The organism is Hymenobacter lapidiphilus, assembly GCF_013377885.1.
Classification (GTDB): Bacteria; Bacteroidota; Bacteroidia; order Cytophagales; family Hymenobacteraceae; genus Hymenobacter; species Hymenobacter lapidiphilus.
Genome location: NZ_JABKAU010000039.1, coordinates 1 through 22,249, shown reverse-complemented (window position 1 = coordinate 22,249; position 22,249 = coordinate 1). Strand labels below are relative to the sequence as shown.

The 22,249-nt window shown below is 58.8% G+C and carries 27 protein-coding genes and 1 pseudogene; 12 read left to right on the top strand and 16 right to left on the bottom strand.

The genetic code is table 11. The annotated features are described in order from the left end of the window. Positions 1-52 precede the first annotated feature (52 nt). Positions 53-1,993, bottom strand: a complete 1,941-nt coding sequence (locus HW554_RS16765; RefSeq protein ID WP_176909734.1) for an adenylate/guanylate cyclase domain-containing protein — start codon at positions 1,991-1,993, stop codon at positions 53-55. 315 nt (positions 1,994-2,308) lie between these two features. Here HW554_RS16765 and HW554_RS16760 point away from each other — a divergent pair, with 315 nt between their 5' ends. Beyond that, positions 2,309-2,743 (top strand): hypothetical protein, encoded by a 435-nt coding sequence (locus HW554_RS16760; protein WP_176909733.1) that lies wholly within the window; start codon positions 2,309-2,311, stop codon positions 2,741-2,743. A gap of 170 nt (positions 2,744-2,913) precedes the next feature. Continuing rightward, on the top strand, positions 2,914-4,071 hold the full coding sequence (locus HW554_RS16755; RefSeq protein WP_176909732.1) for a DUF3616 domain-containing protein: 1,158 nt from the start codon (positions 2,914-2,916) through the stop codon (positions 4,069-4,071). Positions 4,072-4,127: 56 nt separating this feature from the next. Here HW554_RS16755 and HW554_RS16750 read toward each other — a convergent pair whose 3' ends face one another. From HW554_RS16750 to HW554_RS16735, 4 genes are all read right to left on the bottom strand, one after another. Beyond that, positions 4,128-4,487 (bottom strand): hypothetical protein, encoded by a 360-nt coding sequence (locus HW554_RS16750; protein ID WP_176909731.1) that lies wholly within the window; start codon positions 4,485-4,487, stop codon positions 4,128-4,130. Between the two features lie 59 nt (positions 4,488-4,546). Further along, positions 4,547-5,086 carry a PIN domain-containing protein gene (locus HW554_RS16745; RefSeq protein ID WP_246285373.1) on the bottom strand — a complete coding sequence of 180 codons (540 nt, stop codon included), beginning with the start codon at positions 5,084-5,086 and terminating at the stop codon, positions 4,547-4,549. 26 nt (positions 5,087-5,112) lie between these two features. Beyond that, positions 5,113-5,562 carry an excisionase family DNA-binding protein gene (locus HW554_RS16740; protein ID WP_176909729.1) on the bottom strand — a complete coding sequence of 150 codons (450 nt, stop codon included), beginning with the start codon at positions 5,560-5,562 and terminating at the stop codon, positions 5,113-5,115. Between the two features lie 133 nt (positions 5,563-5,695). Further along, positions 5,696-6,619, bottom strand: coding sequence for a hypothetical protein (locus HW554_RS16735; protein WP_176909728.1), 924 nt, complete (start codon positions 6,617-6,619; stop codon positions 5,696-5,698). 237 nt (positions 6,620-6,856) lie between these two features. Between HW554_RS16735 and HW554_RS16730 the strand changes: the two genes are divergently transcribed. Beyond that, complete coding sequence (locus HW554_RS16730) at positions 6,857-7,192, top strand: NIPSNAP family protein (protein WP_176909727.1); 336 nt, start codon at positions 6,857-6,859, stop codon at positions 7,190-7,192. A gap of 73 nt (positions 7,193-7,265) precedes the next feature. On the opposite strand, the gene HW554_RS16725 is transcribed toward HW554_RS16730, so the two are convergent. The 4 genes from HW554_RS16725 to HW554_RS16710 all read right to left on the bottom strand — a co-directional run bounded on the left by HW554_RS16725 (position 7,266) and on the right by HW554_RS16710 (position 10,239). Continuing rightward, a complete protein-coding gene (locus HW554_RS16725; RefSeq protein ID WP_176909726.1) occupies positions 7,266-7,694 on the bottom strand; it encodes a hypothetical protein in 429 nt (142 codons plus the stop codon). Between the two features lie 129 nt (positions 7,695-7,823). Next, positions 7,824-8,723 (bottom strand): bestrophin family protein, encoded by a 900-nt coding sequence (locus HW554_RS16720; RefSeq protein WP_176909725.1) that lies wholly within the window; start codon positions 8,721-8,723, stop codon positions 7,824-7,826. Between the two features lie 747 nt (positions 8,724-9,470). Then, positions 9,471-9,722 (bottom strand): hypothetical protein, encoded by a 252-nt coding sequence (locus tag HW554_RS16715; RefSeq protein ID WP_176909724.1) that lies wholly within the window; start codon positions 9,720-9,722, stop codon positions 9,471-9,473. A gap of 172 nt (positions 9,723-9,894) precedes the next feature. Then, a complete protein-coding gene (locus HW554_RS16710; RefSeq protein WP_176909723.1) occupies positions 9,895-10,239 on the bottom strand; it encodes a hypothetical protein in 345 nt (114 codons plus the stop codon). 185 nt (positions 10,240-10,424) lie between these two features. Between HW554_RS16710 and HW554_RS16705 the strand changes: the two genes are divergently transcribed. The 3 genes from HW554_RS16705 to HW554_RS16695 all read left to right on the top strand — a co-directional run bounded on the left by HW554_RS16705 (position 10,425) and on the right by HW554_RS16695 (position 11,571). Continuing rightward, complete coding sequence (locus HW554_RS16705; RefSeq protein ID WP_176909722.1) at positions 10,425-10,835, top strand: hypothetical protein; 411 nt, start codon at positions 10,425-10,427, stop codon at positions 10,833-10,835. A gap of 73 nt (positions 10,836-10,908) precedes the next feature. Beyond that, complete coding sequence (locus tag HW554_RS16700) at positions 10,909-11,157, top strand: hypothetical protein (protein ID WP_176909721.1); 249 nt, start codon at positions 10,909-10,911, stop codon at positions 11,155-11,157. Between the two features lie 222 nt (positions 11,158-11,379). Then, entirely contained in the window at positions 11,380-11,571 is a 192-nt protein-coding gene (locus HW554_RS16695) for an MOSC domain-containing protein (protein WP_176909720.1), read from the top strand. Between the two features lie 410 nt (positions 11,572-11,981). Here the strand turns inward: HW554_RS16695 and HW554_RS16690 are convergent, their stop codons facing one another. Beyond that, a complete protein-coding gene (locus HW554_RS16690) occupies positions 11,982-12,197 on the bottom strand; it encodes a hypothetical protein (RefSeq protein ID WP_176909719.1) in 216 nt (71 codons plus the stop codon). 493 nt (positions 12,198-12,690) lie between these two features. On the opposite strand from HW554_RS16690, the gene HW554_RS16685 reads away from it, so the two are divergent. From HW554_RS16685 to HW554_RS16675, 3 genes are all read left to right on the top strand, one after another. After that, entirely contained in the window at positions 12,691-13,545 is an 855-nt protein-coding gene (locus HW554_RS16685; protein ID WP_176909718.1) for a UDP-2,3-diacylglucosamine diphosphatase, read from the top strand. 61 nt (positions 13,546-13,606) lie between these two features. Beyond that, positions 13,607-14,629, top strand: coding sequence for a glycosyltransferase family protein (locus HW554_RS16680; RefSeq protein WP_176909717.1), 1,023 nt, complete (start codon positions 13,607-13,609; stop codon positions 14,627-14,629). Between the two features lie 232 nt (positions 14,630-14,861). Next, positions 14,862-16,307, top strand: a complete 1,446-nt coding sequence (locus HW554_RS16675) for a GH1 family beta-glucosidase (protein WP_176909716.1) — start codon at positions 14,862-14,864, stop codon at positions 16,305-16,307. A 185-nt stretch (positions 16,308-16,492) separates the two neighbouring features. On the opposite strand, the gene HW554_RS16670 is transcribed toward HW554_RS16675, so the two are convergent. From HW554_RS16670 to HW554_RS16655, 5 genes and pseudogenes are all read right to left on the bottom strand, one after another. Then, entirely contained in the window at positions 16,493-16,666 is a 174-nt protein-coding gene (locus HW554_RS16670) for a hypothetical protein (RefSeq protein ID WP_176909715.1), read from the bottom strand. 284 nt (positions 16,667-16,950) lie between these two features. Further along, positions 16,951-17,207 (bottom strand): annotated as a pseudogene (locus HW554_RS20725) (TonB-dependent receptor plug domain-containing protein); the annotation flags it as partial. Between the two features lie 44 nt (positions 17,208-17,251). Continuing rightward, on the bottom strand, positions 17,252-18,154 hold the full coding sequence (locus tag HW554_RS16665; RefSeq protein ID WP_176909714.1) for an oxidoreductase: 903 nt from the start codon (positions 18,152-18,154) through the stop codon (positions 17,252-17,254). A gap of 11 nt (positions 18,155-18,165) precedes the next feature. Continuing rightward, complete coding sequence (locus HW554_RS16660; RefSeq protein ID WP_176909713.1) at positions 18,166-18,603, bottom strand: DUF2141 domain-containing protein; 438 nt, start codon at positions 18,601-18,603, stop codon at positions 18,166-18,168. 112 nt (positions 18,604-18,715) lie between these two features. Beyond that, the gene (locus HW554_RS16655; RefSeq protein WP_176909712.1) at positions 18,716-19,612 is read right to left on the bottom strand and encodes a helix-turn-helix domain-containing protein; all 897 of its coding nucleotides are present in this window, start codon (positions 19,610-19,612) and stop codon (positions 18,716-18,718) included. A 337-nt stretch (positions 19,613-19,949) separates the two neighbouring features. Between HW554_RS16655 and HW554_RS16650 the strand changes: the two genes are divergently transcribed. Together HW554_RS16650 and HW554_RS16645 are read left to right on the top strand one after the other, a co-directional pair. Next, entirely contained in the window at positions 19,950-20,402 is a 453-nt protein-coding gene (locus HW554_RS16650) for a hypothetical protein (RefSeq protein WP_176909711.1), read from the top strand. 93 nt (positions 20,403-20,495) lie between these two features. Continuing rightward, a complete protein-coding gene (locus HW554_RS16645) occupies positions 20,496-21,074 on the top strand; it encodes a hypothetical protein (protein WP_176909710.1) in 579 nt (192 codons plus the stop codon). A 46-nt stretch (positions 21,075-21,120) separates the two neighbouring features. On the opposite strand, the gene HW554_RS16640 is transcribed toward HW554_RS16645, so the two are convergent. Further along, positions 21,121-21,543: a hypothetical protein gene (locus HW554_RS16640; protein WP_176909709.1), complete on the bottom strand. Its 423-nt coding sequence runs from the start codon at positions 21,541-21,543 to the stop codon at positions 21,121-21,123. A gap of 102 nt (positions 21,544-21,645) precedes the next feature. Between HW554_RS16640 and HW554_RS16635 the strand changes: the two genes are divergently transcribed. Beyond that, the gene (locus HW554_RS16635; protein ID WP_176909708.1) at positions 21,646-22,086 is read left to right on the top strand and encodes a hypothetical protein; all 441 of its coding nucleotides are present in this window, start codon (positions 21,646-21,648) and stop codon (positions 22,084-22,086) included. Positions 22,087-22,249 lie beyond the last annotated feature (163 nt).

The window sequence follows — 22,249 nt, the reverse complement described above, 5'->3', positions numbered from 1 at the left end:
TTCCGCTTAACGCCCTAAACTGTCCAGCGTAACTAGACCACCTCAACCCTAATTAGGCCACGACCTGAGCTACGCTGCACTTCTCAACGAAATACATGGCTGCCTCACCTTTGCCCTTCGCCTGGACGTAGCCTCTGTATTCAAACGAAAAGCAGTCTTCGTCTTTGATGATCTGGTACAGCGTCTCGCTGATATTTACTTTCCCGACCATGCCGCTGCTCTCCATCCGGCTGGCCGTATTGACCGTGTCCCCCCATACGTCGTATTGGAACTTCCTCACCCCGACGATCCCGGCAACGATCGGCCCAATGTGGATGCCCAGTCTCATTTCAAAGGCGGGGCGATTTGTCCGGTGGCCCTCGATGGCCCTATTCCTGATGAACGCCTGCATCTCAAGTCCTGCCAACACGATGTTTCTGGTTGAGTCCTTGTCCGCCTTAGGTATGCCCCCTGCCGCCATATAGGCGTCACCTATGGTTTTTATCTTCTCGATCTGGTATTTCTCTGTAATCAGGTCGAATGCTTTGAAGCATATATTTAGCTCCTCAACCAAGCTCTGGGGAGTCATCTTCTCGGCGGTCTGAGTGAATGACTTGAAGTCGGTGAACAGGATCGACACCAGATCATAATCCCGGGCACTCACCTTGCCCTTCTCCTTGAGTTCCTCCGCAATTTCTTCCGGAAGGATGTTTAATAGTAATGTATCAGACCGGTCCTTCTCGGTTTGTAATGCCGACTTTGACTTCCTGGTATAGGTGAGCCGATTCCACAAGCCCGCCGCAATCAGGAGCACAAAGCAGAGCGAGATGACGATGATGTTTCGGTTCTTCTCTCTGCGCCGTACCTCCTCTTTGTGCTTGAGCTGAACGACGTATTCTTTCTTGACGTAGGCAATGCTATCGACCAACTGCTGCTGCTGGAACTCCATGCCCATCATCTTATTGGATGTTTCCGCTAAGTTCAAGCTGTCCGCGTACGCATTGGCTTGCTCATAATAGCGCAGTGCCTGCTGATGGTTACCTAAGGACTTATGGGCCCGATACAGGCAATCACACCCCCCCTTCTTTTGGGACATAGACCCCAGTTTTTCGGCCAATCTCAACCCCTCCTGGCAGTTCACTAGTGAACTCCTGTTCTTTCCCAACATGTGCATAATGCCGCCAATGGCAATCTGCGATACACTTTGGTACTGCAATATGCCTACTTCGTTTGAATAGGCCAAGCAACGAGTGTAGTATGACAATGCTCGGTTGTAGTCTGACTTACCATAGAACAAGTCACCTAAACTAGCGAGTGCTCTGATTTGCAATTGCTTATCCTTCTCCTCATCTGCAATTTGTAATGCTTTGGTAAGGTTCTCGAAAGCACGATCGTACCTTCCTTCTTTGGCATACACATTCCCTATTGGTATTAGGGTTTCGCAAATATTTTTCTGATCGTTCAACTTTCTATGAAGAGCATAAGATTTGCGAAAGTATTCCATCGCATTCTTGTAGTCCTTACCCTCCATGTAAATCAGCCCTATGTTTCGAATAGCTACACCCAGATTTTCCTTCTCTCCAACTTCCTCAAACATAACAATAGCTTGCTTGTAATAATCTAATGCTTTGAGATAGTTTCCAGAGGTATTATACACACTGCCTATGTTATTTAGAAGTGATGCCACTCCTTTTTTATGGCTAGCTTTTTTGTATGATTCAATGCTCTTCTTTGAGAAGAGTATTGTTTTGGAATAGTCGCCCTGAAAATAATTTATCACTGCAATGTAGTTGAAGCAGTCTCCTATTTTTTTGTGATTATTAGTGAGGCCATATAGTTTAATGCTCTTTTGGAAAAGCGATAACGACTGCTCGTATCGTTGAGAATTTACATATTTTTCGCCAAGACTAAAAAGACTATCGGCTGCGGTTTGGCTATTAGAGGAATTCGCCACTGTGTTGACTTGTGTGGAGTCCGATTGCGCATATAGCAATTCTCCTGGTCCTTTTACCATAACCAGGAGAATTAGTGCTATATATATTCGAAATATTCTCATGGCTGTTGCACAAGCAGGGTGCGGTCGAGGGAAGCAGGGGCCATTCCGTGGCCGAAGAGGTAGAGTACTTGGTTGACTTTGTCTAGTCGAGGCGTGGGTTTACCCTGCTTGTGCAACAGTTCACGCCGCTGCTTGACAAATAAGGCAAGGGAGGACAGCATGGCAGCGCCCGAGCGGGTGTACAAATGGGCGGTGCAACAGATTTTATCCCCGATCGGGGACGAATATAACCAGCGTTGAGACAGAACGTAATTGCTCTTGTTTTCACTAATCATGCACCACGTGATTGCCTCAAAGCTAAAAGTATATGCCTGGCTCATCGCCGTCGTGTTCGCCTTGGGATTGGTGGACACGTTTTTCAACGAGGACGAGGAAGTCGAGCGGGAGTACACCGTGATAAAAGCCTTCGTCCGCAACAACGACACCTTAACGGCCAAATATGGCCCGCCGCGCAGCTTTTCAAGCGCGTCCCATGACCAACGCATGGATTCCGCGTCGTATAGTTTCGCCGTGGATTACGCCAAGAAGCGGGTTCATTTCAAGTGTCGCATTTTCCGGCCTGGAAAACACCCCCTACAAATCCGCTCCCTGTCCGAATTCAAATCCAATTGGGAGGTGATAAAGGAAAAATTCTTTTCAAAAGAACAGCTTTCCCAGAGCGCAGAACCGGCCACAGGGGTGCGGATGGGTGCCCGGCAGACCAAGTAACCAAGTTCACGAAAAAGGTCCAAACGACAAAAGGCGCCTTAGATTGTGTAATAGCAAATGCAGCGAGGTTTCCATGGGGCCTTAGCTGCCGCTCGCCAACCCCCTCGCGCCATTCTCCGTTTGCCCAGCGCCCGCCCGTTGTTCTGACTTTCCTCGCTGCTCCCTACCCCATGCGCCGCCAGCCTTTCACCCTGCATTTCACCCCCGCGCTCAGTTTCAACGCCGCGAAGAAACACGTGCGCGATGGCCTCTCCTCCGTGCTGCTCACCGACGACAACCTGTGGGTGAGCTGCGACGAACGCACTAGCCTGGAGCGGTTGCGGCGCACGGGCCCGCACACGTTCGGCGAGCATTGCTCTTACCAACTGGCCGATTTGCTGGACTTGCCCAGCGGCGAAGACGCCGAAATTGATATCGAAGGCATGGCCACCGACGGCCATTACCTCTGGCTGGTCGGCTCGCACAGCCTCAACCGGAAAAAACCCGAAAAAGAAGGGGCCGACACCGCCGAGCAGCTTGCGCGCCTGGCCAAGGTGAAAGCAGCGCCCAACCGCAACCTGCTGGCCCGCATCCCGCTGCTGCGCAACCCCGCCACCGGCAATTTTGAGCTGCATAAAAAAGCCCCGCACCCCACCGACCCCACCCAGACGCTACACGCCGCCCAGCTGCGCGGCACCGATGAAAGCAACGAACTGCTCGACGCCCTGGCCCACGACCCACACCTGAAGCCGTTTCTATCCATCCCCGGCAAAGACAACGGGTTCGACATCGAAGGCCTGTCGGTATCGTCGGGCAGCCACGTGTTTGTGGGCCTGCGCGGGCCCGTGCTCCGCGGTTGGGCCGTGGTGCTGGAGCTGCGCGTGGAAGAAGACAAGCCCGGTCGCCTGCGCCTGCACGCCGTGCCCGGCGCGGCCGAAAAGCAGTACCGCAAGCACTTTTTGGACTTGGGCGGCATGGGCGTGCGCGAACTGCGCCTGTGCGGGGCCGACCTGTTGGTGCTGGCCGGCCCCACCATGGACCTCGACGGCACCATTGCCGTGTACCGCTGGCCCAACGCCACGCGGCAAGCGGCCGACAGCCTGAGTGACGCCAAACGAGTGCGCCGCCTTTTCGACGTGCCCCACGGCCATGGCCCCACCGCCGGCCAGGACAAGGCCGAAGGCATGGCCTTGCTCGACGACCAGCACCTGCTCGTGGTCTTCGACAGCCCTGCCGATGCGCGCAAGCCCGGCCCCCATCAAGTGGTTATCGACCGCTACCCACTGGCCGAAGCGCCCGCCGCCGCTGAAAAGGATCGGCCCGTGAAAAGCCCACCGAGGAGCAAGTAAATAGATGGTCCGAGGGTGAACGCACGTTGTTCAAACAAACGAGCGTTCATTTACCGTTAGTCGCCGTGGGAGATGCCTATGACCGTGCTGTCAGGGCCCACGGCCAAGTAGATGGCGTCCGAGGCGAAAGGCGGCGGCGTGTAGACGTAAATGGTGCGTCCGTCGCCGGGGTTCGACGAGGACGTGGTCCGTTCGGCCGGCCCCATGATGGCCCGGGCCTGACTCGAGCGCATGCCGGGCCGCACTCGGTGCGCATTGCGCGCGTTGCGTCCGCCCGAAATCGCCTCCGGACTCCACCACGCGATGTACCCGTACGCCAGAAGCACGAGGACCAAAAACCCGAGCAGTACGCTTGCAACGGGGCGCAAAACAGTAAAGAAAGAGGTCATGTACCCTTGTGCGGCGTGGCGCTTCATTGATGTCGAAGTATCAAGGTGTAGACTACTGTTCACGAAAACGGTCTCAATAATAGCCACTACAGCAGATTACTCAGCTTGTCAGCTGTAGACCTCATTTCCACCTTTCGGAGGTTGTCCAGAATCTGATGGGCGGTGCGGGGCGGGTTTTTCAGTCGGGCAACCAGCAGCAGAAAGGCTTCCACCGCTTTTTTGGGGTTCAGGTCGATCAGATTAGCCACGAAAGCATCCGGGTGCTGGGCTTCCACGTCGTACGGGCGGAGAGCCGCGGCCGGGAAATCCTTCAAGTTAGCTGTGACAATCACGTCGGCCTGGCACCGAATGGCGGCGGCCAACAAATGCCGGTCGTCCGCGTCGGGCAACGTGAGGCCTTCGATAAGGGGCTCAAAGTGTACCACTTCCGCGTCGGGAAAGGCCGCGCACATGGCGGCCTTGGTCCTCTCCAGTTGGTCGGCGCGCAGGTCGGGTCGGTTGAGCAGCAGGTTCCGAATCCATTCGGCGTGTATGGTCGACGTCCACTTTGGCGTGTAGAGGTGCGCCGCGGCCAAGTGCAGCAACAAGTCCCGGATCGGCGCGGGATAGAGTACACAGGCGTCCAAGACGGCAACGAACCGGGCCGAATGAATCATTCGTAGCCCAGGTTAAGCTCTTGGGCTTGTTGGGCCAGGAAGTGCAGGTGCTGGGCCTGTTGGTCCGCTTGGCGGGCTTCATAGGCGAGCAAGTCGGCCAGTTGAATCCGGCGGTGGCTCCCCACTTTTTTAAACGGCAGGGCGCCGTGTTCCACGAGCTTGACCAAGTGGGGGCGGGAGACGTTGAGCATGTCGGCCGCTTGCTGGGTGCTGAGTTCCGAATCGGAGGGAATCAACGACAAGGCCTTGCCCTGGGCCATGCTGGAGAGGATAAACTCCAGCAATTCCAACGCCTTGCGGGGGATGGCAATGGCTACCTCACTTTCCTGCAGCCGAATGGTGACTGCTTGCGACCGCCTTTTCTTGATGGCTTGGGCAAAATGCGCGAGCGAGGCTCCCGCCACTTTTTGGTCCCGTAGGGATGGTCTCTCGAGAATAGCTTCCATAACAGTTCGATTAGCGTTCATAAAGCTAAACGAAATAAACGAAACAAAGATTTCCCAAACTGGTCAATTAGTAAATGAGACATCTATGAAAAGGGCGGAAGGTAAACGAGGCCTGTTCAGGCAAAGGAGCCTTTCACCTCCACGAGTAAGATGTAAACCCGAGTTGGAGGCCGAGAAACGGTCGCTCTTTGCCAGTTGAGCACTCGATTAATTTTTCGCCGGTGGTAAACAAACCCCACGCAGCGGGGCCCCAGTACCGCGTGTAGGCGAAGTACAAGCGCGTGCCGTCGGGCGTCCAGTGCAGGCCTTGCAGCCGCTCACGCGGGGAACTGCGGTAGACGGTGCGGTCCAGACCCGTGGTCAGGTCGAGCACCCGCACGGCGTGGTCTTTTTCGTAGGCCACGCCGTAGGCAACCGGGGAGGCCACGGCCCCGCGCCCGCCCGGCACCAGCAGCCGGCGCTGGCCTTTGGCCACGTCGTACAGGTACACCCCGGCCGGGGCCCCCTGGAAACGTGTCGTCGGCCTCCCCACTATTTGGACTTGGGTGCTGTACTCGAGGCTATACACAAACCGGTACCCGCGGCACAGCCACGGGGACTCATTTAATTCTAGGTTGGGCAGTTGTCCAAACCCACTTAGGCGCACCGTTTTGTCGGGGCAGTGCCGGTCCAAGACGGTCAGCGCCACCACAGGCATGAGGGCGGCCAAGGGGTCATCGTTGTGGAGGGACTTGCTGAAAATCAACCAATATCGGTCGTCGCGGGATGGGGAAGCAGGCCATGCCTGTTCGCCGACGGGCGCCTCGTACCCGCGTTCGAGCAATTGCCCTGCCGAGGAGAAGCGGGCCACGCGGTAGCGGTCGGCGGCGGGGGTGGGCCCGAGGTGCCGTTCCATGCCCAGCAAGGCCGGTTCCGTGTTCAGCCACTTGAAGCCGCTGTACTCGGCCTCCTGGCCGCGGCCCAGCGCGACCGCCGTTTGGGTGCGGGACCCGGGGACATACACCCACGCGTGCGGGTCGGTGCCGAGGCCGGTCCAGCGTAGGATGTGGCCAGGCAAGGGCGCGGGGGCGGGCCCGGTGCAGGCGCTCAGCAACACCCCAACCAAGAGCGGCGCGGTTCCGGCCGGCAGCGGGGCCCGACTAAAGCGAGAGGAGCAAGTGAGAGGGTAACGAGGGGCATGCACAACTCAAGGTAGCACCCGTTCAGCAAAACGGTGCTTCAAGCAAATAAGCCATAAAATTGTCTTTTCGTTATAACAGGGTCAACTTCCCTCCACACCTCTCTACCGGACCCGATGATCACCGTTTATATCCGCTACATCCTGGACCCCACCAAACTGCCCGAGTTTGAACAGTACGGCCGGCAATGGCTGCCCCTAGTGGCGAAGTATGGCGGGCAGCATCACGGCTACTTTTTGCCTGGCGAAGGGGCCAATAATGTGGCCCTGGCCCTTTTTACGTTTGAGAGCCTGGCGGCGTACGAGGACTACCGGCTGCGCTCGCAGCAGGATCCGGCCTGTCAGGCGGCGTTCCGCTACGCCGACGACACCCGCTGTATTCTGAGCTATGAGCGCAGCTTTTTTCGACCGGTGTTCCCGGCAGCGGTTCCCGCGTCTTGGGGCGAGCAGTAAGCCACTACTTCCCAGGCCGCTTAAGCTAGCCAGCGGGCACCTACGAAAGCAGTCCGTTCACTGTAAGGAGCAATTAATTGCACGTAATGGTGGGTTTAATCTTTTCATTAAACCAAGCCAAGACTTTCTGTTGTCGCTGCTCGTCTAGCCCGTGATTAAAGTCCTGCCATTGGCTGTCCGGACGGGGTTCTTTTACGCTGACTAATAGTACCGCCGCTTCTTTATCATACCCCGGGCTAACGACGGTGAATAAAATGCAATTGTTTTCCTTAGAGTAGAAATAAAAGCTATAGTACGGGGACGGTGGTTCACTGGGACCATCGGGAAAAGAATACGGATGGTCGTATAGCCCACTCGCTTTTAAACGGGTTAATCGACTGATAATGGTATCGCGCCGACACGCTGAATTCACGTCTTCCGCGTACCCATAGGACCCGGCAAAACCGCCGCAGGAACTAAGAGCGCACCCCAGCAAAAGCATTATCCAAGCGATTGTTTTCATCCTAGGCGAGTATGAAATGGGCTACGGGTGCCTAAAACTAACCATACCAGCCAACAAACGCCCGGTTCACGAAAACGGTCTGACTAGTAAAAGGCAAACAACGGCGTGGGCCACCCCCTGATCGGTGGGTTACATCAAATAAAACGCCTCGGCGGGCAGCGGCGCGGGCACGGTTTCTTCGCCGAGTAGTTGCCGCAGGTTGATTTCAATGGTTCGGGCGATGGCCGTGACGGGCGTGTCGGTGGGCAGGTTGCTGAACGGGTCTTGCATGTAGCGGGCGGTGCGCTCAACCAAGAAGAACGTGACGGCGAACATGAGCAGAATGGGCAGTTCCACCAGGCCATTGATCTCGACCAGGCTCAGCGACAACGTGCCCAAAAACAGGTAGATCAGAAAATGCACCAGCCGCCGGTAGTTGGTGGGAAACACCGTGCTTTTGATGCGTTCGGCCCGCCCCATCGCGTCGCACAGGCGCACCAGGGTGGCGTCGAGCTGCACCTGCTGGAAGGGATTGAGGGCCCCGTGCTCGTACCAGCCCTGAATTTGTTCGGTGTGCAGCGCCAAAAGCGCCAACGACTTATTGGCGTGGCGCCCCGCGTAGGCCAGCTCGTGCGCCGGTAGGTAGCGGGCCAGCGTGGCCTGCGGGTCCTGGTCCCGCAGGGCCTCACCCAGGCCGTAGCACCACGCCATCTGCCGGTAGGCCAGGGCGCGCAACGCCCCCGGCGCTGCGTGCTCCTTGTTCACAAAGCTGCGCACCTGCAGCACCAGCGAGCGTGAATCGTTGACGATGGCGCCCCACACCTTGCGCGCCTCCCACCACCGGTCGTACGACTGGCTGAGGGTGAAGGCCAGCAGCAGCGAAATCGCACTGCCCAGAATGGCCGGCAACGTGAGCGGAATGGGGGGCAAGTACTGCCCCACGAACACCTTGAGCACCTGAAAGACCAACGAGATGAGCAGCAACACCGCCACATCGGGCAGAATTTGTCTTAGAATAAAGCGAGCGGGCAGCTTTGCGTCAAGCAGCATAGGCAGGGCGAAGAACGGTAAATCCTTCGTGTACGTGCCCGAATGGGCAGTAGCCAAAACGCGCGTTTAGCCCTACGCAGTAACAGCTGCCCGGACGGACCGGACATAGCGGGCGACCAGCTTAGGAACAGCAACCGGTGCCAAGGCTACCGGAGGCCGTAGCGGCGCGGGCGCGGGCACCCGCACTTCGGCCGGCCGGCGGACGAGGACACGATGGCTGAAGCTGCCCACACGGTAGTTAAAGGGCGAGCAGGCAGTGGGAGTCATATAAAAAGCGGGGTCTCCGGCGTGACTGGGGAGGAAGAAGCGGGGCGCACGGCGACAGCCAGCCGTTGTGCGCACCAATTCCAAAGACGATTCATAGCTTAGATGGTGCAAGGGTGAAAAAAGGACTCTGCAAAGGTCCGGGCGGCCTGTTGGCTCATTATTGCGGCCATATCAACATTACATTACCTTATGGCGGCGTAAGTCCGGCGCCAATTGGTGAGGAACGATACATTCGGTTGCCGGCGGCGGCCAGGCTTTATTAGTCCCCCTTCGGGTATAGATACAGGGTTGCTGTGGTGACTTGTACCTGAACGGGTATAAGTAGCACCTCATGGATTCCTACCGTGAGCGTATTAGCGACGGCTATGGCACGGCGGATGAAGTAAGCTAAGCGGATCTTATGTAAGGGCTTACCCGACCTTTTCCCGGCCATCTCCGACAGGCATCCCGGGGGGCTCCCACCCCCGGGATGCCTGTCGGCTAGTAATTATTTTTGTGCGGGGCAACTGCGTAGGCGGCCAGGCAGGCATCGGCGGCCAGGGCGATGAACTGCTGGCGCTGGCCGCACTCCTGCTCGAGCCACAGCTCGCAGTAAAAACTACCCAGGCGGTAGAGTTCGATGCTGTAGTTCTGGTGCCAGCGCTGGTTGAGGTAGGTGGCGTAGTGGTTGAAGTACAACTGCTGCCGGTCGTAGGGGAGCTGCTGGAACTGGGCAGGGGTAGCAACCATCATTGGAAAAGCTAATTAAGACAGCCAAGTATAGCCGTTGCCGGCCATATTATCACCGCGTCCGGCGGGCCGGCGGGCTGGTGACCGGGGCGGCGGCTACCCTACTTAAACAGCTACAAAGGCTACCCGCTACCGGGTGGCCTTTGTAGCTGTTTAACTTGACTGGCGGCTTGGGTTAGCGAGTGAGCACCAGGCGGGTTTGCAGCGGGGCAGTGCCGGGGCCGCTCACGCGCAGCAGGTAGACGCCGGCGGGCAGGGAGCCCGGCAGCGTTAGGGGCAGCTGCTCGGTCGTAGTGGCCGGATGCGGGGGCTGGTTGTGGTGGACCCGGCCCACGGCGTCGAGCACTTGCAGCTGAAGGGTCTGGCCGGCGCGGCCGGTGAGCGTGAGGGGTTGCCCGGCGCCGGCCGGGTTGGACGCCACGGTGAGGGCGGCGGCCCGCTCGTCAGCGTTCGGGGCAGTCAGGGTGATGGTGTATACCTGCGCGCGAAATTGGCTGGATACCTCCCGTAGACCAAGCAAGGTTATACGTTCCCTTCACGCCCGGCAGCCCACCTCCGACAGCTTCTCTAAGCAGATTCCATTAAGCACCACAATAGCAAGCAAGTGTCGATAAAATTCGCAACCTTCAGGGCAAGCATTGCGAATACCTTATGCTTGCTAACCGCGCCTAGTGACTTGGCTTTGTGTGGGTTATTTCGACTGCCATGGCCATTGCCCTCCAGTTCTTATTCAAAACTGTTTTACCCCAAATTTTTATGGGCAAAGACAAAAAGAAGCGCTCTAAGAAAGATCTGGCATCAGAAAACATTCTTGATACTGCGGCCCTGACGCTAAAGAAGTTTCGTAAAGTGACCAAGCTGATTGCCAAGCTAAGCACGGGGCAGAAGCTGGTGGGTGGCGTAGCGCTGATGGCCGCTGGCCTCACCTACTTGGCCACCCGCGAAACGGAAGTGGACGAACCCACTGCCAACCACCATCGCCACGAACACCATCACCACGGCCACCTGAAGGAATCAGCCACCGGGCCGAACTTCTCCACCGAGGAACTAGTCGCAACCCGACACCACCCCACTTCCGCCGCGACTCGCGAACCCCGCAAAAACCTGAAAGCTTAGTAGCATTTCACCGCTGCCGGTCGGCGCATCAGCATCTACAGTGTGTTAATCTCTTCCCTTCAACCCGAATGTCATGAAAAAGGCCAAGAAGATCAAGAAGACCAAAGCTGGCAAGAATACCCTGCTGGGCGGCGCTGCCAAGTCCCTTAAAAAGCTGGGCAAAGGTATAGGTAGCATGAGTACCACCAAAAAGGTAGTCGGCGGTGCCACGCTGGTAGCCCTGGGGTTGGGGTATTTGTCCAAGCGCCATGACCATTCGGTGACTAGTGCTGCTGCGAGCAAGGCCGAGGACAGCCTGGCCGAGTTGGACGGCAATGTTTAGAGGGCTGTTGTAAAGCAACCAGGGACAAACCTGCGAGTCGGAATTTCCCCCTAGTGGTTTAAGCAGAACATCGAACCAGGTGAGGGCCGTGTACTTCGAAGGACGAGACGCACGATGCGGCCTAGCGGGCACGGCGCCGACCCAATCCCCGCGCCGACCAGCGAAACCTGGCCAGCGCCGGCCGGTCTGAAACCGGGGTGTCGGTCGGCAATTTACTTTAAGGTGAGCCCCGCCCGGCGGCGGGCCGTGCTGCCCCGCCAGCCCTGCTTCAAGCTATCTGCTTCGACGACGCCCCACACGCCCGCCCGCGAGGGGCGCACCGGCCTCTACTTCTGGGTGGGAGTGGCCGGCACCGTGCAGGCCGGCGTCCCGGCGCTTACCCGGAGCGGTTACCATTGTGTTACAATCACCTGAACGCCTTTCAGGTAGTGAGCAGGAGCCGTACTTTTGAAATGAAAAGCTACTTAAGCCCCGCATTGGTCTGGATGAGCCAGATCGGTGCGGGCACTAGCGTTTCGCCAGGGAGAGTAGCGGCATCAACCTTTCGGTAGTGGTGGCTGAGTTTTCCGCGGGCTTTGTCGAGCAGCGATAATTGTTAGTTAACGGTGGTTTGCCGGGCTTTCCGCTGGCCACACAGTAGTGCCCCTGCTTGTCCTGTTCTACCCCCCAAGGCCTTACGTGCTGCCGGCAGAGAGGTGCACCAGCCGTTACGCGAGTATACTTTGTAGCGGCTAGCGGCTTGGCAGTGATGCCTGCTCCTGCTCGCGCGCTGCTTCATATACTTGTGTAAAGACATGTTGAGCTAAAGACATGTTGAGCGGTGGTTACTGCCAAAGCCAGGGCATAATCTCGGCCAGCGGCAGCTGCCCCGCGACGTAGCGGGCCACCAGAATCTGGCCGGCAGCACTGGGCGGAGGCATGCCGCTCAACTGCAAGGCCCGGTTGACGCTTAGTAGTCGCCGGGTAGTGGAAGCTGGCGAGGGGGGCAGCGCCAATGGCGGGCTGCCCAGTGGGCATTTATCGAAAAGGATATGAGGCATGTGGAAGCCGGTGTGGGTTGCGCTGGCAAAGCTCGCTCGGCCAGGTGACGCGAATGTGCCCCAGCCGTCATGCTTTTGTTATCCCGCGCCAGAAAAGCGGGGCGGCGGCCGCCACCAAGCCAGCGGGAGTGGTTAAGGTGCCGGATCTGGTAGCCCGTCCCAAAAGCCAGCCACCGTATAACAACCTGCCCGGGCTTGCCCGTTGCCGGCCCGGACAGGCAGAAAAGAGATCTAACCATAACGTGCCCGTAATACCTGATTCACAGCAGAACCGGACCTTTGGGGTGAATCAACGGACTGATGTAATGCATGCTCCTACCCCGATTCCACTCCTAGGCCGCCTGGTAAGCTGGTTAGGTTATCTGCTGTTCCAATCGGCGCTGGTAGTTCTCTACGGCCTGCATCAGATTCGGGCGTTTCGCTCGCCGTTTCGGGCCAACGAATTGCCCCGCGCCGCTGTACAACCTCATTTTTGGGCCCGCCCGGTTATCGGATGAGCAAACCCACACCGCGTCGTCAGCTCGAAGTAGTCGTCATTTCCGACGTGCACCTGGGTACCTACGGCTGCCACGCCGGGGAGCTGCTGCGCTATCTGCGCAGCATCCGGCCCAAGGTAGTGGTGCTCAACGGGGACATTGTCGACATCTGGCAGTTCAGCAAAAACTACTGGCCTGCTGCCCACATGCGCGTGGTGCGCCACCTGGTGGGCCTGCTGGCCAAAGGTACCCGCATCCACTACATTACCGGCAACCACGATGAGCTGTTGCGCCGCTTTGCCGGCACCCGGCTCGGGGGCCTGTCTATTGCCAACAAGATGGTGCTGGACTTGCCCGCTGGCAAAACCTGGCTTTTTCATGGCGATGTGTTTGACGTGACCATGCGCCACGCCCGCTGGCTGGCCCGGCTGGGCGCGCACGGCTACGACGCGCTGATTTTACTGAACCGCGTGGTCAACTTTGTGCTCAACAAGCTGGGGCGTCCGCGCGTGGCGTTATCTAAGGCGGTGAAAGACCGCGTGAAAGGGGCCGTGAGCCTGGTGGGCAATTTTGAACAGACGGCGGCCACCATTGCCGCCGACGCGGGTTACCGTTACGTAGCCTGTGGCCACATTCACCAGCCCGCTATAAAGCCCGTGCAAACCAAGCGCGGCGAGGTGGTGTACCTCAATTCCGGCGACTGGGTAGAGAACCTGACGGCGCTGGAGTACAGCACTGCTACCGGCTGGCAGCTCTATCAGTACGCCGCCGACCCCAGTATGCAGTTGCCGGCCCTACCCGACCCCGACGACCTCGATACGGCCGATATTTTGCTCTCCAGCCTACTGGCTGAATTCAATATGGCTCCGTAAGGAGTCCCCTTCGCCAGCTGCCCCGAATCCAAACCGGGCTGCTGACTCCTAACCCGCCGCTATGCCCCGTATTCTTTACGCTATCCAGGGAACCGGCAATGGTCACCTGAGCCGGGCCCTGGATATCGTGCCGCTGCTACAAGAACGAACCCGCCACCTCGAAGTGCTGGTAAGCGGTCCGGCCGCCGATATTCCCCTTCCCTTCCCGGTGCAGTACCGGTGCCAGGGCATGGGGTTTATTTTTGGCAAAAAAGGCGGCATCAACTTCGCCAAAACCTTCTGGCAGCTGAATTCGGCGGCCTTTGTGCGCGAGGTACGGGCCCTGCCCTTGGATGCGTACGATTTAATTATCAGCGACTTTGAGCCAGTGTCCGCGTGGGCCTGTCGGCTGCAGCACCGGCCCTGCGTAGCCCTGAGCCATCAGAGTGCCGTGCTGCATGCGGCCGCGCCCCGGCCCAATTTACCCGATCCGGTAGGCCGGGCCGTCCTCCGGCATTACGCGCCCACCACGGCTCACTACGGTTTTCACTTCGCGGCGTACGCGCCCGGAATTCATACGCCCGTTATTCGCCGGCAGGTGCGGGAGCTGTTACCCGAGCAGCGGGACCATTACACGGTGTACTTGCCCGCTTTCGAAGAGAAATTACTGGTGAACCGGTTGCGCTACCTCAGCCGCACCGTTCGCTGGGAGGTCTTCTCCAAGCACAGCGTCCGCGAGGCCGAATATGGCAACGTGCGGGTGCGGCCCGTGAGCGGGGCGGCCTTCACCAACAGCTTAGCGCGCAGCGCGGGCGTGCTCTGCGGCGCGGGTTTCGAAACACCTGCCGAGGCCTTATACTTAGGTAAGAAGCTGCTGGTGATACCCATGAAAAATCAGTACGAGCAGGCGTGCAATGCGGCTGCGCTGGCAAAAATGGGCGTACCGGTAGCCAAAAGCCTGAAAAATAGGCACCTTGATACGCTTGACCACTGGCTGCGTGAGGGCCGGGCAGTACCGGTGCACTACCCCGACGAGACCGGGCAGATTCTGGACACCTTGCTGCGGAAGCACGCGGTGACGCCTGCCCCGACCATTTCCGTTTAGCGGACAGAAGAGGCGCGGAAGAGCGTTATGGTTTGCGGAATCGAAGCCATTATAGCGCAACGACACTTCTAACCAGCCGGCACCACTACTACCAGCCAAGCATTGGCATCACGTAACATAAGGAGGCTTGAGAAGTGGTAAACTACTTGTTTTCGCTTGCTGCTTACACGACTTAGTGCCGGGCCAGCAGTTGTCATACAGCTGCCGGCCCGGCGACCCCATTACTGCTTTCATGACCGATCTGCCCGCTGCTTTCTTTCCCCCGACCACCCCTGCACTCTACTCCCGCGCCGATTTTGGGCCTGACTTTCGCTGGGGCGTGTCGACAGCGGCCTACCAAACAGAGGGCAGCTGGGATGCCGAGGGCAAGGGTCCTAGCATCTGGGATGCGTTTGTCCGCGGCCGGCGGGCGATTAAAGGCCGTGCAACGGCCGACGTAGCCAGTGACTTTTATCGGCGCTGGCCCACTGATTTGGACCTCATGCAGCAGTTGGGTATTACCAACTTCCGGTTCTCGACGGCCTGGGCGCGGGTGTTACCAACGGGTACGGGCCCGGTAAACGCCAAGGGGCTGGATTTCTACGACCGGCTAGTGGACGGATGCCTGGCCCGCGGCATCTCGCCGTGGCTTACCGTGTATCACTGGGACTTGCCCCTGGCTTTGCAGCAGCAGGGGGGCTGGACCAACCGCGCCGTAGTGGGTTGGCTGGCCGATTACGCGCAGCTGCTGGCTCGCCGCCTCGGCGACCGGGTGCAGCACTGGCTGGTGCTCAATGAGCCCATGGTATTTACGGGGGCGGGGCATTTGCTGGGCCTCCATGCGCCGGGCCGCCGCAGTTTGGGCGCTTTCCTGGCCGCTACGCACCACGCCACGCTGGCTCAGGCCGAAGGCGGCCGGGCGCTGCGGGCCGTCTTACCCGCCTCGGCCCAAATTGGTACTACCTTCTCGTGCTCCTACCTCACGCCCTGGCGGGCAGGGCTGCCCCGCGATGAGCGGGCCACCCGCCGCGCCGATGCCCTTCTCAACCGGCTGTTTGTGGAGCCGACCCTGGGGCTGGGCTACCCCACTGCCGAGGCCCCGGTGCTTAACCGCTTAGAGCGTTACCTGCAGCCCGGCGACGAAGCGCGGTTGCCCTTTGCATTTGACTTTTGGGGAGTTCAGAATTATACCCGGGAGGTCGTGCGCCACGCCCCTTACGTGCCGCTGCTGTGGGCCAACCTGGTGGGGGCGGCCCGGCGCGGCGTACCCTACACGCAAATGGGATGGGAGGTATTTCCCGAAAGCCTGTACCACATGCTCCGGCAGTTCAGTGCCTATGCGAACGCGCCGCGTCTGTTGGTTACCGAAAATGGCGCGGCCTTCCCCGATATAGTGTCTGCCGCCGGCCAGGTGCACGATGTGGCCCGGCAAGCCTACCTGCAAGCCTGTATCGGACAGGTGTTGCGGGCTCAGCGGGAAGGCATAGCCGTGGAGGGCTACTTCGCCTGGTCCTTTACCGACAACTTCGAGTGGGCCGAGGGCTATGCGCCGCGCTTTGGACTGGTGCACATCGACTATGCGACCCAGCAGCGGACCGTGAAGGACTCCGGCTGGTGGTACCAGCAACTGCTGGCCGGCGAAGTACTAACGACTATTCCATCCTTAGGCGACACTACGAAACGAGCTACTTGCTGCTGATTATCAGTAACTGATGCGCCGCACCAGCGGCACCCTTCGATTAGCAACCGTATTTCCTGCAACCGTTTCGGGGCTTTGCTAAAGCCAAAGCGCCGTAACCTGGTTTGCTTCCGAGACCGAGCGAGCAAAAGCATAACGGCCACCCCTGCAGGGATGGCCGTTATGCTTTCGGGTAGGGACCAGGGCTAGCGAGTGAGTACCAGGCGAGTTTGCAGTGGGGCAGTGCCGGGGCCGCTCACGCGCAGCAGATAGACGCCGGCGTGGGGGCCAAAGACGAAAGCGGGCGATTCGCTCAGCACGTCGTCCGACCAAATCAGGGGCAGAATCTGCATGCGCTCGAACCCAGGTAATACTCTCATTAGGTTTGGAGTCACAGCATGCACCTTGAGCTCAACTGGTTTGGCGGGGTTGTCATCGTTGCAGGCTGCCAAAACGAGTATCAGAAAGAGCGTGGCGGGGCGGGCGGCTTGCAGGAGGGCAGCTATTTCCATAAAGAGGGCAAGTGGTGCCAAGACGGCGGTTGAACTACTGGCACAAAAGTATTTGAGCAGTATTAACCCACTATGAACCAATCATTAGCAATTAGTTGTCCTACCGCGCCTTACAGTTTACAGGTTGAGGTAGGGCCACGGCGGGCAGGTCCCAGCCCCTGCAGGCCGCCCGAGCTGCCCTGTGTCTGGAAGTGGTTGATGACCGGCACCTCAATGCCGTCGAGCTAGTACACGTTTTTGTTGGGCGCGCCGCCGCGGATGACGATGGTGTTGCGGAAGGCCGCCGTGCCGCCCGTGCCCCCCCGCCTACATTGGGCAGCGTCTGCACCACCTTCGAGATGTCGAAGTTGCCGCCGGGGTTAGAGCGGATTTCCTCGGTGTTGATGCGCGGCACGCTGAGCGGCGTTTCATCAGCAAGCGGATTTACGTGGGAAAGCAGTGTTGTGTCGAAGCCTACCGGTCGAGGTAGCGAACCCCCGTCAGCTCCTCGCTGACCCGCCACAGCCGGGCCGCAATACGTTCGTCCCGGGAAGCGTCGTCTGACTCCACGCGGGTGGGGTGGCCCCGCAGCTGCTGAAACCCGTCCGGCCCGATAAACTCGCCGCCCTTTAGGTCTTCCGCCAACGCCGCGTACAGGATGGGCAGGGCTCCCTGGCTGGCGGGTTGCAAGAAGAGGCTGCCCAAGGGCCGAATCAGCGCCGGGAAATACTGGTCCAGGTTGGTCTTGGCCAGCCCCGGATGCGCCGCCACTGACCGGGTGCGGCCACCGGCGGCCAACCGGCGCTGCAGCTCGTAAGCAAACACCAGGCAAGCCCGCTTGCTTTGGCCGTAGGCTTTGCGCCGGCTGTAGCCCCTTTGGGCCTGCAAGTCGTCGAAGTCAATCCCGGCCCATTTGTAGGACAAGCTGCTGACCGTGACGACCCGGGCGCCGGGCGTCGCGGTCAGCAACGGCAGCAGTAAGCCGGTGAGGGCAAAATGGCCCAGGTAATTAGTGGCCAGCTGGCTCTCGAAGCCGTCTTCGCTCACCGCATAGGGCGGCATCATGATGCCCGCATTGTTGATGAGCAGGTTCAGCTGGTCGTAGTGAGCGCGCAGGTGCGTCGCGAATTCGCGGACCGAGCGCAGACTGCTCACGTCCAGCCGCATAGTTTCCAGGCTGGCGGTAGCGCAGGCCGTCAATATCTTCGATCTGGCGGCGGCGGCTTTTTCCAGGTTCCGGCAGGCCAGCACCACCCGGACCCCGTGCCTGGCCAGGGCCAGGGCGGTTTCGTACCCCACGCCGCTGTTGGCCCCGGTCACCACGGCAACACTGCCGGGCTGCGCGGGCACCTGTTCTACGTTCCACTTGCGGTCCATCGGTCGGGCGCTTAAAATACGCTGTAGAGCTTGATGGCGACGGGCTGCGCGGCCGGGCCGTAGTCAATCAGCGCCGACTCAAACCTGGGCTCGCCGAAGGGCTTGTAGTTGTTGCCAAACCCGATGGGCTCCTTGGGAATTTGCAGGAAATTCATGCCCAATTCGCCGTTCCCGTTGGTGTCCTGGTAGATGGAAACGGCGTACTTGCCGTAGGGCACGGCAAACAGGGCCTTTTTGATATTCTCATCGGGCGCTAACGTCACTCGCCGGAAGGGCTTTTTCAGCCACTCTGCTTTGGTGTTGTATATTTCAACGACCACTTTGCCGTTGTTTTTTTCGATGTTCAAGATTTGAATTTGCAGCGGGGCTTGCTGAACCAACGGCTTCGAGGCCGCCAGTACCGTGGCCAGCAGGAGCAGTATAAACAGAGAAGTGGGGTGGCGTAGCATGGTGCTTTTTTGACTTTATGGGTGAAGACGCTCCTCAAGTGGCACCGGCCCTACGTTGAGGTTCACAAAGGTCAGGCGCGCCCCCGCCTTTTCGTCGGCAGGAACCGTGCGCTTATTCGGACAAACCTTGCCAAAACGTGTTTCGGTATTCGGTGGGCGTTTGCTGTGTCACCTGCCTGAACAAACGGCCGAAATAGGACGGGTCGGCAAAGTTGAGTTCCACCGCAACCTGGGCTATATCCTTCGAACGGTCCTGCAACAGCACTTTGCTCCGCAAAATCACCATTTCGGTGATGTGCTGCTTGGGAGGCTTGCGGGTCAGCTGATTCACGCACCGGTTCAGGTAATTCTCCGACACGGCCAGGGCATCCGCATAAAACGCCACCTCCCGGTGGGTGGTCACATGCTCATACACCAGCTCCTTGAAGCGCATGGTGATTTCCGACGGCCGGTTGGGCTGGCACAGGGTGGTGGCCGAGGCCTGCGCCACCTTCAGCACCATCGCCCGCAGCAGCGCGCATTGGATTTCTTCGGCGTATCCCTGCTCGCCCGTCTGACTCAGGATGAGTTCACAGCACTGGCCCAGCCAGGCCATGTCGGCGGCAGAAACCGCGTGTTTGGGATAAAACGTGAGGCGGTGCAGCAGCGCGCTGTCCGCAAAAATGCGGGGGAGGAGCGCATTTTCCAGGTGGATGTAGTATCCCTGGGTGCCTTCGTCGATGGACTTGATGGCGTTCAGGTGGCCCTCCCGGATGAAGAGCACATCATTGGCGTGCAGGTCCAGGGTTTCGTTGTCTACCTGCTGCTGCCCCCCACCCGTCAGAAAAAGCAGCAGAAAGCTGTACTCGGCCTTGAAAAGCGGGGTCGGGGGCTTGATGCGGGCGACGGCCAACGACAGCGGGTATACCTGGACGGCGCTCTGTTGAAACGTAAAGGCGTCGGCCGGAGAATCTAAATAGCGGTCCACAAACCGCTCCAAGGTGACCACATCGTAGTTTTTACGGCTCATGCTCGTTGCGTGGCGGCCGACGAGGGCCGAGGGTACTAATTTGCTACAAAGGTCGCCTGGCAGCAGCTGCCCGCTTTACCGCACTACTTTTTCAGAAATTTCTACTCCCGTAAAGCCCAGAATTTCCCCTATTTGTTTGACAACCCCTCATTACCCACGCATCCCCAAGATGCTTGTTTGTTAACAATCTCTTCACGGGGGCGGAGTTGCCCCGTGCTCCCGCACTGCGTTGGAAGAATAACCAGCGTTATTGCTTCCCGCTGCAGAAATGGGGGCTTCGTTACATTGTGCAGCGAAGTGTGCTCAGGGCACCATTACCACCCAACGAATGAGATTCATGAGCCAACGGATGCTGCCCACCTTGCTGGTTCTTGGACTCGCTGGTTTGTCTTCCTGTTCATCCCCTAATTCCGAAAAGAAGGTGCCGGAACGTGTACGGCCAATTACCAGACAACGGCAATTGGTACAGGTTAAGGGCACTTTTGTCTCATTTGGCATTCAAACATTCATGCGCATTAGCTGCTCGGCCTTTGAGAAGCAGTTTTCGAAGGCGAGGCCCTTTACGATTCAGGACACGGCACGTTTGCAGGCTATTGCACGGCGATTAGCGGCGTTGCAACCTGATACGGCGCACTTAGGAGTGGATGCTCGGGCCAAGGCCGTGCTCTTCTACAGCGACCGCACTCACGATACCCTGTGTATGGACCAATTCATCAGTGTGTACCGGGGCCGAAACCTCATGGCTGACACGCTACTGTACCAGTTGCTGGGCGTTAGACCCAAAGAGTAAAACCGTTCAGCGAAACGGTGGCAAGATAAACGCGCGCTGTTCAGTTGAAGTAGCATATTTTTAGCCCTTGTCCTGAACACGCGCACCCGTTACATGCCCGCTCGAAAGCCTACCAGACTCCAAGAACTGCGGACCGCCATAGACCGGGCCACTGCGGAAGGCAACGACGCGCTGGCAGCGGAACTCTCCCATGTACGGCACGCCGTCCGGACAAAAGCCGACCCGCTCGCCTTGGTGCCGTTGCTGGAGAACTCGACGAGCTACATCACCAAAGCCTTCGTCGCCGAAGTTCTGGGCGCGGCTGGCGACGTGCGGGTGCTCCAGCCGTTGATGCGGGCCGCGGCCCATCCGGCGAACGTGCGCCACACCTCGTGGTTTCTGTTGGCTTGTGCCCGCTACGATTGCTCGGCCCACCTGGCCTTTTTCGTGCGGTTCCTTTTGACCCGCACGGAGGCCGACGAAGGCATGGTGTCGGCTATGGAAGTGATCGAAGCCATGAAAGGCCCGTTTGCACCCGTGGCTGTCAAACGGGCCATTGTCAAACTGCTGCGCCCTACGCAACCGCTCCTGGCTGGGGACACGCAAGCGGAGCTCTTCCGTGTGCAGGCCGCCTACGCCCTGCTCGACACATATTTTGGCCAAGTCGACCGCGACTGGAAAAACGACGTGTAACCGCTCATGACTGTTTACTAAAAGGGTCCCGACAATAAAACGAGCGTTATTGTTGAGTAGGAGCAAGACGATAAATAGTGAACACCACCAACTTCGGCTTTGCTTCGTCCGTGGCCCCCACTTGCCATAACCCATTCCCCGTCTCCGTGTGGGGGGCCGCACGCACCTGAAGGGTTTTGCTGCGCAGGAGCCCGGTTTTCGGCAGGCGGTCCAACCGGATGAGGTCGTCGGTCCGGGTGTAGTGGCCACTCAGCTCCTCCGACGCGATAAAGGCCGCGTTCGTGTAGCGAAACGTCCCGTCGGCTCGAAATTCCAACAGGGTGCTGCCCACCCCGGAATCGTAGGAAGCGAACAGCACGACGGGGCTGGGCGGGGCTTCCGGTACGAAGTAGCGGAACAGGGCATGGCCCACAAACGCCAGCGAGGCGACCCCGACCACCCAAGCAGAAACAGAGAAGAATTTACGCATCTCGCGAAAGTAGTGCGGCCCGGGGCGTAGGATAGAGCCAGCAGTACAGTGTTCACGGAAACGGTCCGAATAGAATAACGAGCGTTAGAATACTTTTGGGGTATGAGTGTATCCGCATATTTTCGGCGAAACTTCAACCGCTTGTGCCCGATTCTGCTGCTGCTGGGAGCCTACTGGGCTTATGGGGCCTACGAGCGCCACCGCCTGCGCAGCTACGGGGCCCCTTACAACCCGGTCCGCCAGCGGCTTGGCCTCCCCCTGGTAGGGGCCGACTGGCAAGAAGTGCGCTCCGACGACGCCATCGACTTCGTGAATCCGAATTCAAAGGCGGCACACACCCGAAAACGGGTCGTGGTCTCCTGGAAAGGGGTGGTCGAAGAAGCCGATTTGGTCATCTTGCCCATGGAAAAGGGCACGTTGGATATGATTTATAACGGGCGCGGCGGGGCCTCTTCCGCAACGCTATACAAGGCCCACAGTGCTGTGCAGATGCCTTACATGCAGGCCATTGATACCTTAAAGAAGTACCACCTGGGGCCGTAAAGAGGCGGGGCCGCTCGTTTTTGGCCAATAGTCAAAAACAGGCGCCGACTGCCTCCACCTTAGAATGCATCGGTTCATTCAAACGGTCCGAAGGTAAACGAGCTAACCGCCAGTAGCTGCCGCTAACGAACGTGGCTGAGCGACTAGGAACACTCCCCGGCCT

Excerpts from the sequence above, each read along its gene's own strand:
- HW554_RS16655 (WP_176909712.1), bottom strand. The coding sequence starts at position 19,612 with ATGAGCCGTAAAAACTACGATGTGGTCACCTTGGAGCGGTTTGTGGAC.
- HW554_RS16755 (WP_176909732.1), top strand. The coding sequence starts at position 2,914 with ATGCGCCGCCAGCCTTTCACCCTGCATTTCACCCCCGCGCTCAGTTTC.
- HW554_RS16675 (WP_176909716.1), top strand. The coding sequence starts at position 14,862 with ATGACCGATCTGCCCGCTGCTTTCTTTCCCCCGACCACCCCTGCACTC.
- HW554_RS16715 (WP_176909724.1), bottom strand. The coding sequence starts at position 9,722 with ATGATGGTTGCTACCCCTGCCCAGTTCCAGCAGCTCCCCTACGACCGG.
- HW554_RS16660 (WP_176909713.1), bottom strand. The coding sequence starts at position 18,603 with ATGCTACGCCACCCCACTTCTCTGTTTATACTGCTCCTGCTGGCCACG.
- HW554_RS16690 (WP_176909719.1), bottom strand. The coding sequence starts at position 12,197 with ATGCCTCATATCCTTTTCGATAAATGCCCACTGGGCAGCCCGCCATTG.
- HW554_RS16685 (WP_176909718.1), top strand. The coding sequence starts at position 12,691 with ATGAGCAAACCCACACCGCGTCGTCAGCTCGAAGTAGTCGTCATTTCC.
- HW554_RS16750 (WP_176909731.1), bottom strand. The coding sequence starts at position 4,487 with ATGAAGCGCCACGCCGCACAAGGGTACATGACCTCTTTCTTTACTGTT.
- HW554_RS16680 (WP_176909717.1), top strand. The coding sequence starts at position 13,607 with ATGCCCCGTATTCTTTACGCTATCCAGGGAACCGGCAATGGTCACCTG.
- HW554_RS16635 (WP_176909708.1), top strand. The coding sequence starts at position 21,646 with ATGAGTGTATCCGCATATTTTCGGCGAAACTTCAACCGCTTGTGCCCG.
- HW554_RS16640 (WP_176909709.1), bottom strand. The coding sequence starts at position 21,543 with ATGCGTAAATTCTTCTCTGTTTCTGCTTGGGTGGTCGGGGTCGCCTCG.
- HW554_RS16765 (WP_176909734.1), bottom strand. The coding sequence starts at position 1,993 with ATGGTAAAAGGACCAGGAGAATTGCTATATGCGCAATCGGACTCCACA.
- HW554_RS16730 (WP_176909727.1), top strand. The coding sequence starts at position 6,857 with ATGATCACCGTTTATATCCGCTACATCCTGGACCCCACCAAACTGCCC.
- HW554_RS16670 (WP_176909715.1), bottom strand. The coding sequence starts at position 16,666 with ATGAGAGTATTACCTGGGTTCGAGCGCATGCAGATTCTGCCCCTGATT.
- HW554_RS16725 (WP_176909726.1), bottom strand. The coding sequence starts at position 7,694 with ATGAAAACAATCGCTTGGATAATGCTTTTGCTGGGGTGCGCTCTTAGT.
- HW554_RS16705 (WP_176909722.1), top strand. The coding sequence starts at position 10,425 with ATGGCCATTGCCCTCCAGTTCTTATTCAAAACTGTTTTACCCCAAATT.
- HW554_RS16760 (WP_176909733.1), top strand. The coding sequence starts at position 2,309 with ATGCACCACGTGATTGCCTCAAAGCTAAAAGTATATGCCTGGCTCATC.
- HW554_RS16740 (WP_176909729.1), bottom strand. The coding sequence starts at position 5,562 with ATGGAAGCTATTCTCGAGAGACCATCCCTACGGGACCAAAAAGTGGCG.
- HW554_RS16645 (WP_176909710.1), top strand. The coding sequence starts at position 20,496 with ATGCCCGCTCGAAAGCCTACCAGACTCCAAGAACTGCGGACCGCCATA.
- HW554_RS16720 (WP_176909725.1), bottom strand. The coding sequence starts at position 8,723 with ATGCTGCTTGACGCAAAGCTGCCCGCTCGCTTTATTCTAAGACAAATT.
- HW554_RS16700 (WP_176909721.1), top strand. The coding sequence starts at position 10,909 with ATGAAAAAGGCCAAGAAGATCAAGAAGACCAAAGCTGGCAAGAATACC.
- HW554_RS16665 (WP_176909714.1), bottom strand. The coding sequence starts at position 18,154 with ATGGACCGCAAGTGGAACGTAGAACAGGTGCCCGCGCAGCCCGGCAGT.
- HW554_RS16650 (WP_176909711.1), top strand. The coding sequence starts at position 19,950 with ATGAGCCAACGGATGCTGCCCACCTTGCTGGTTCTTGGACTCGCTGGT.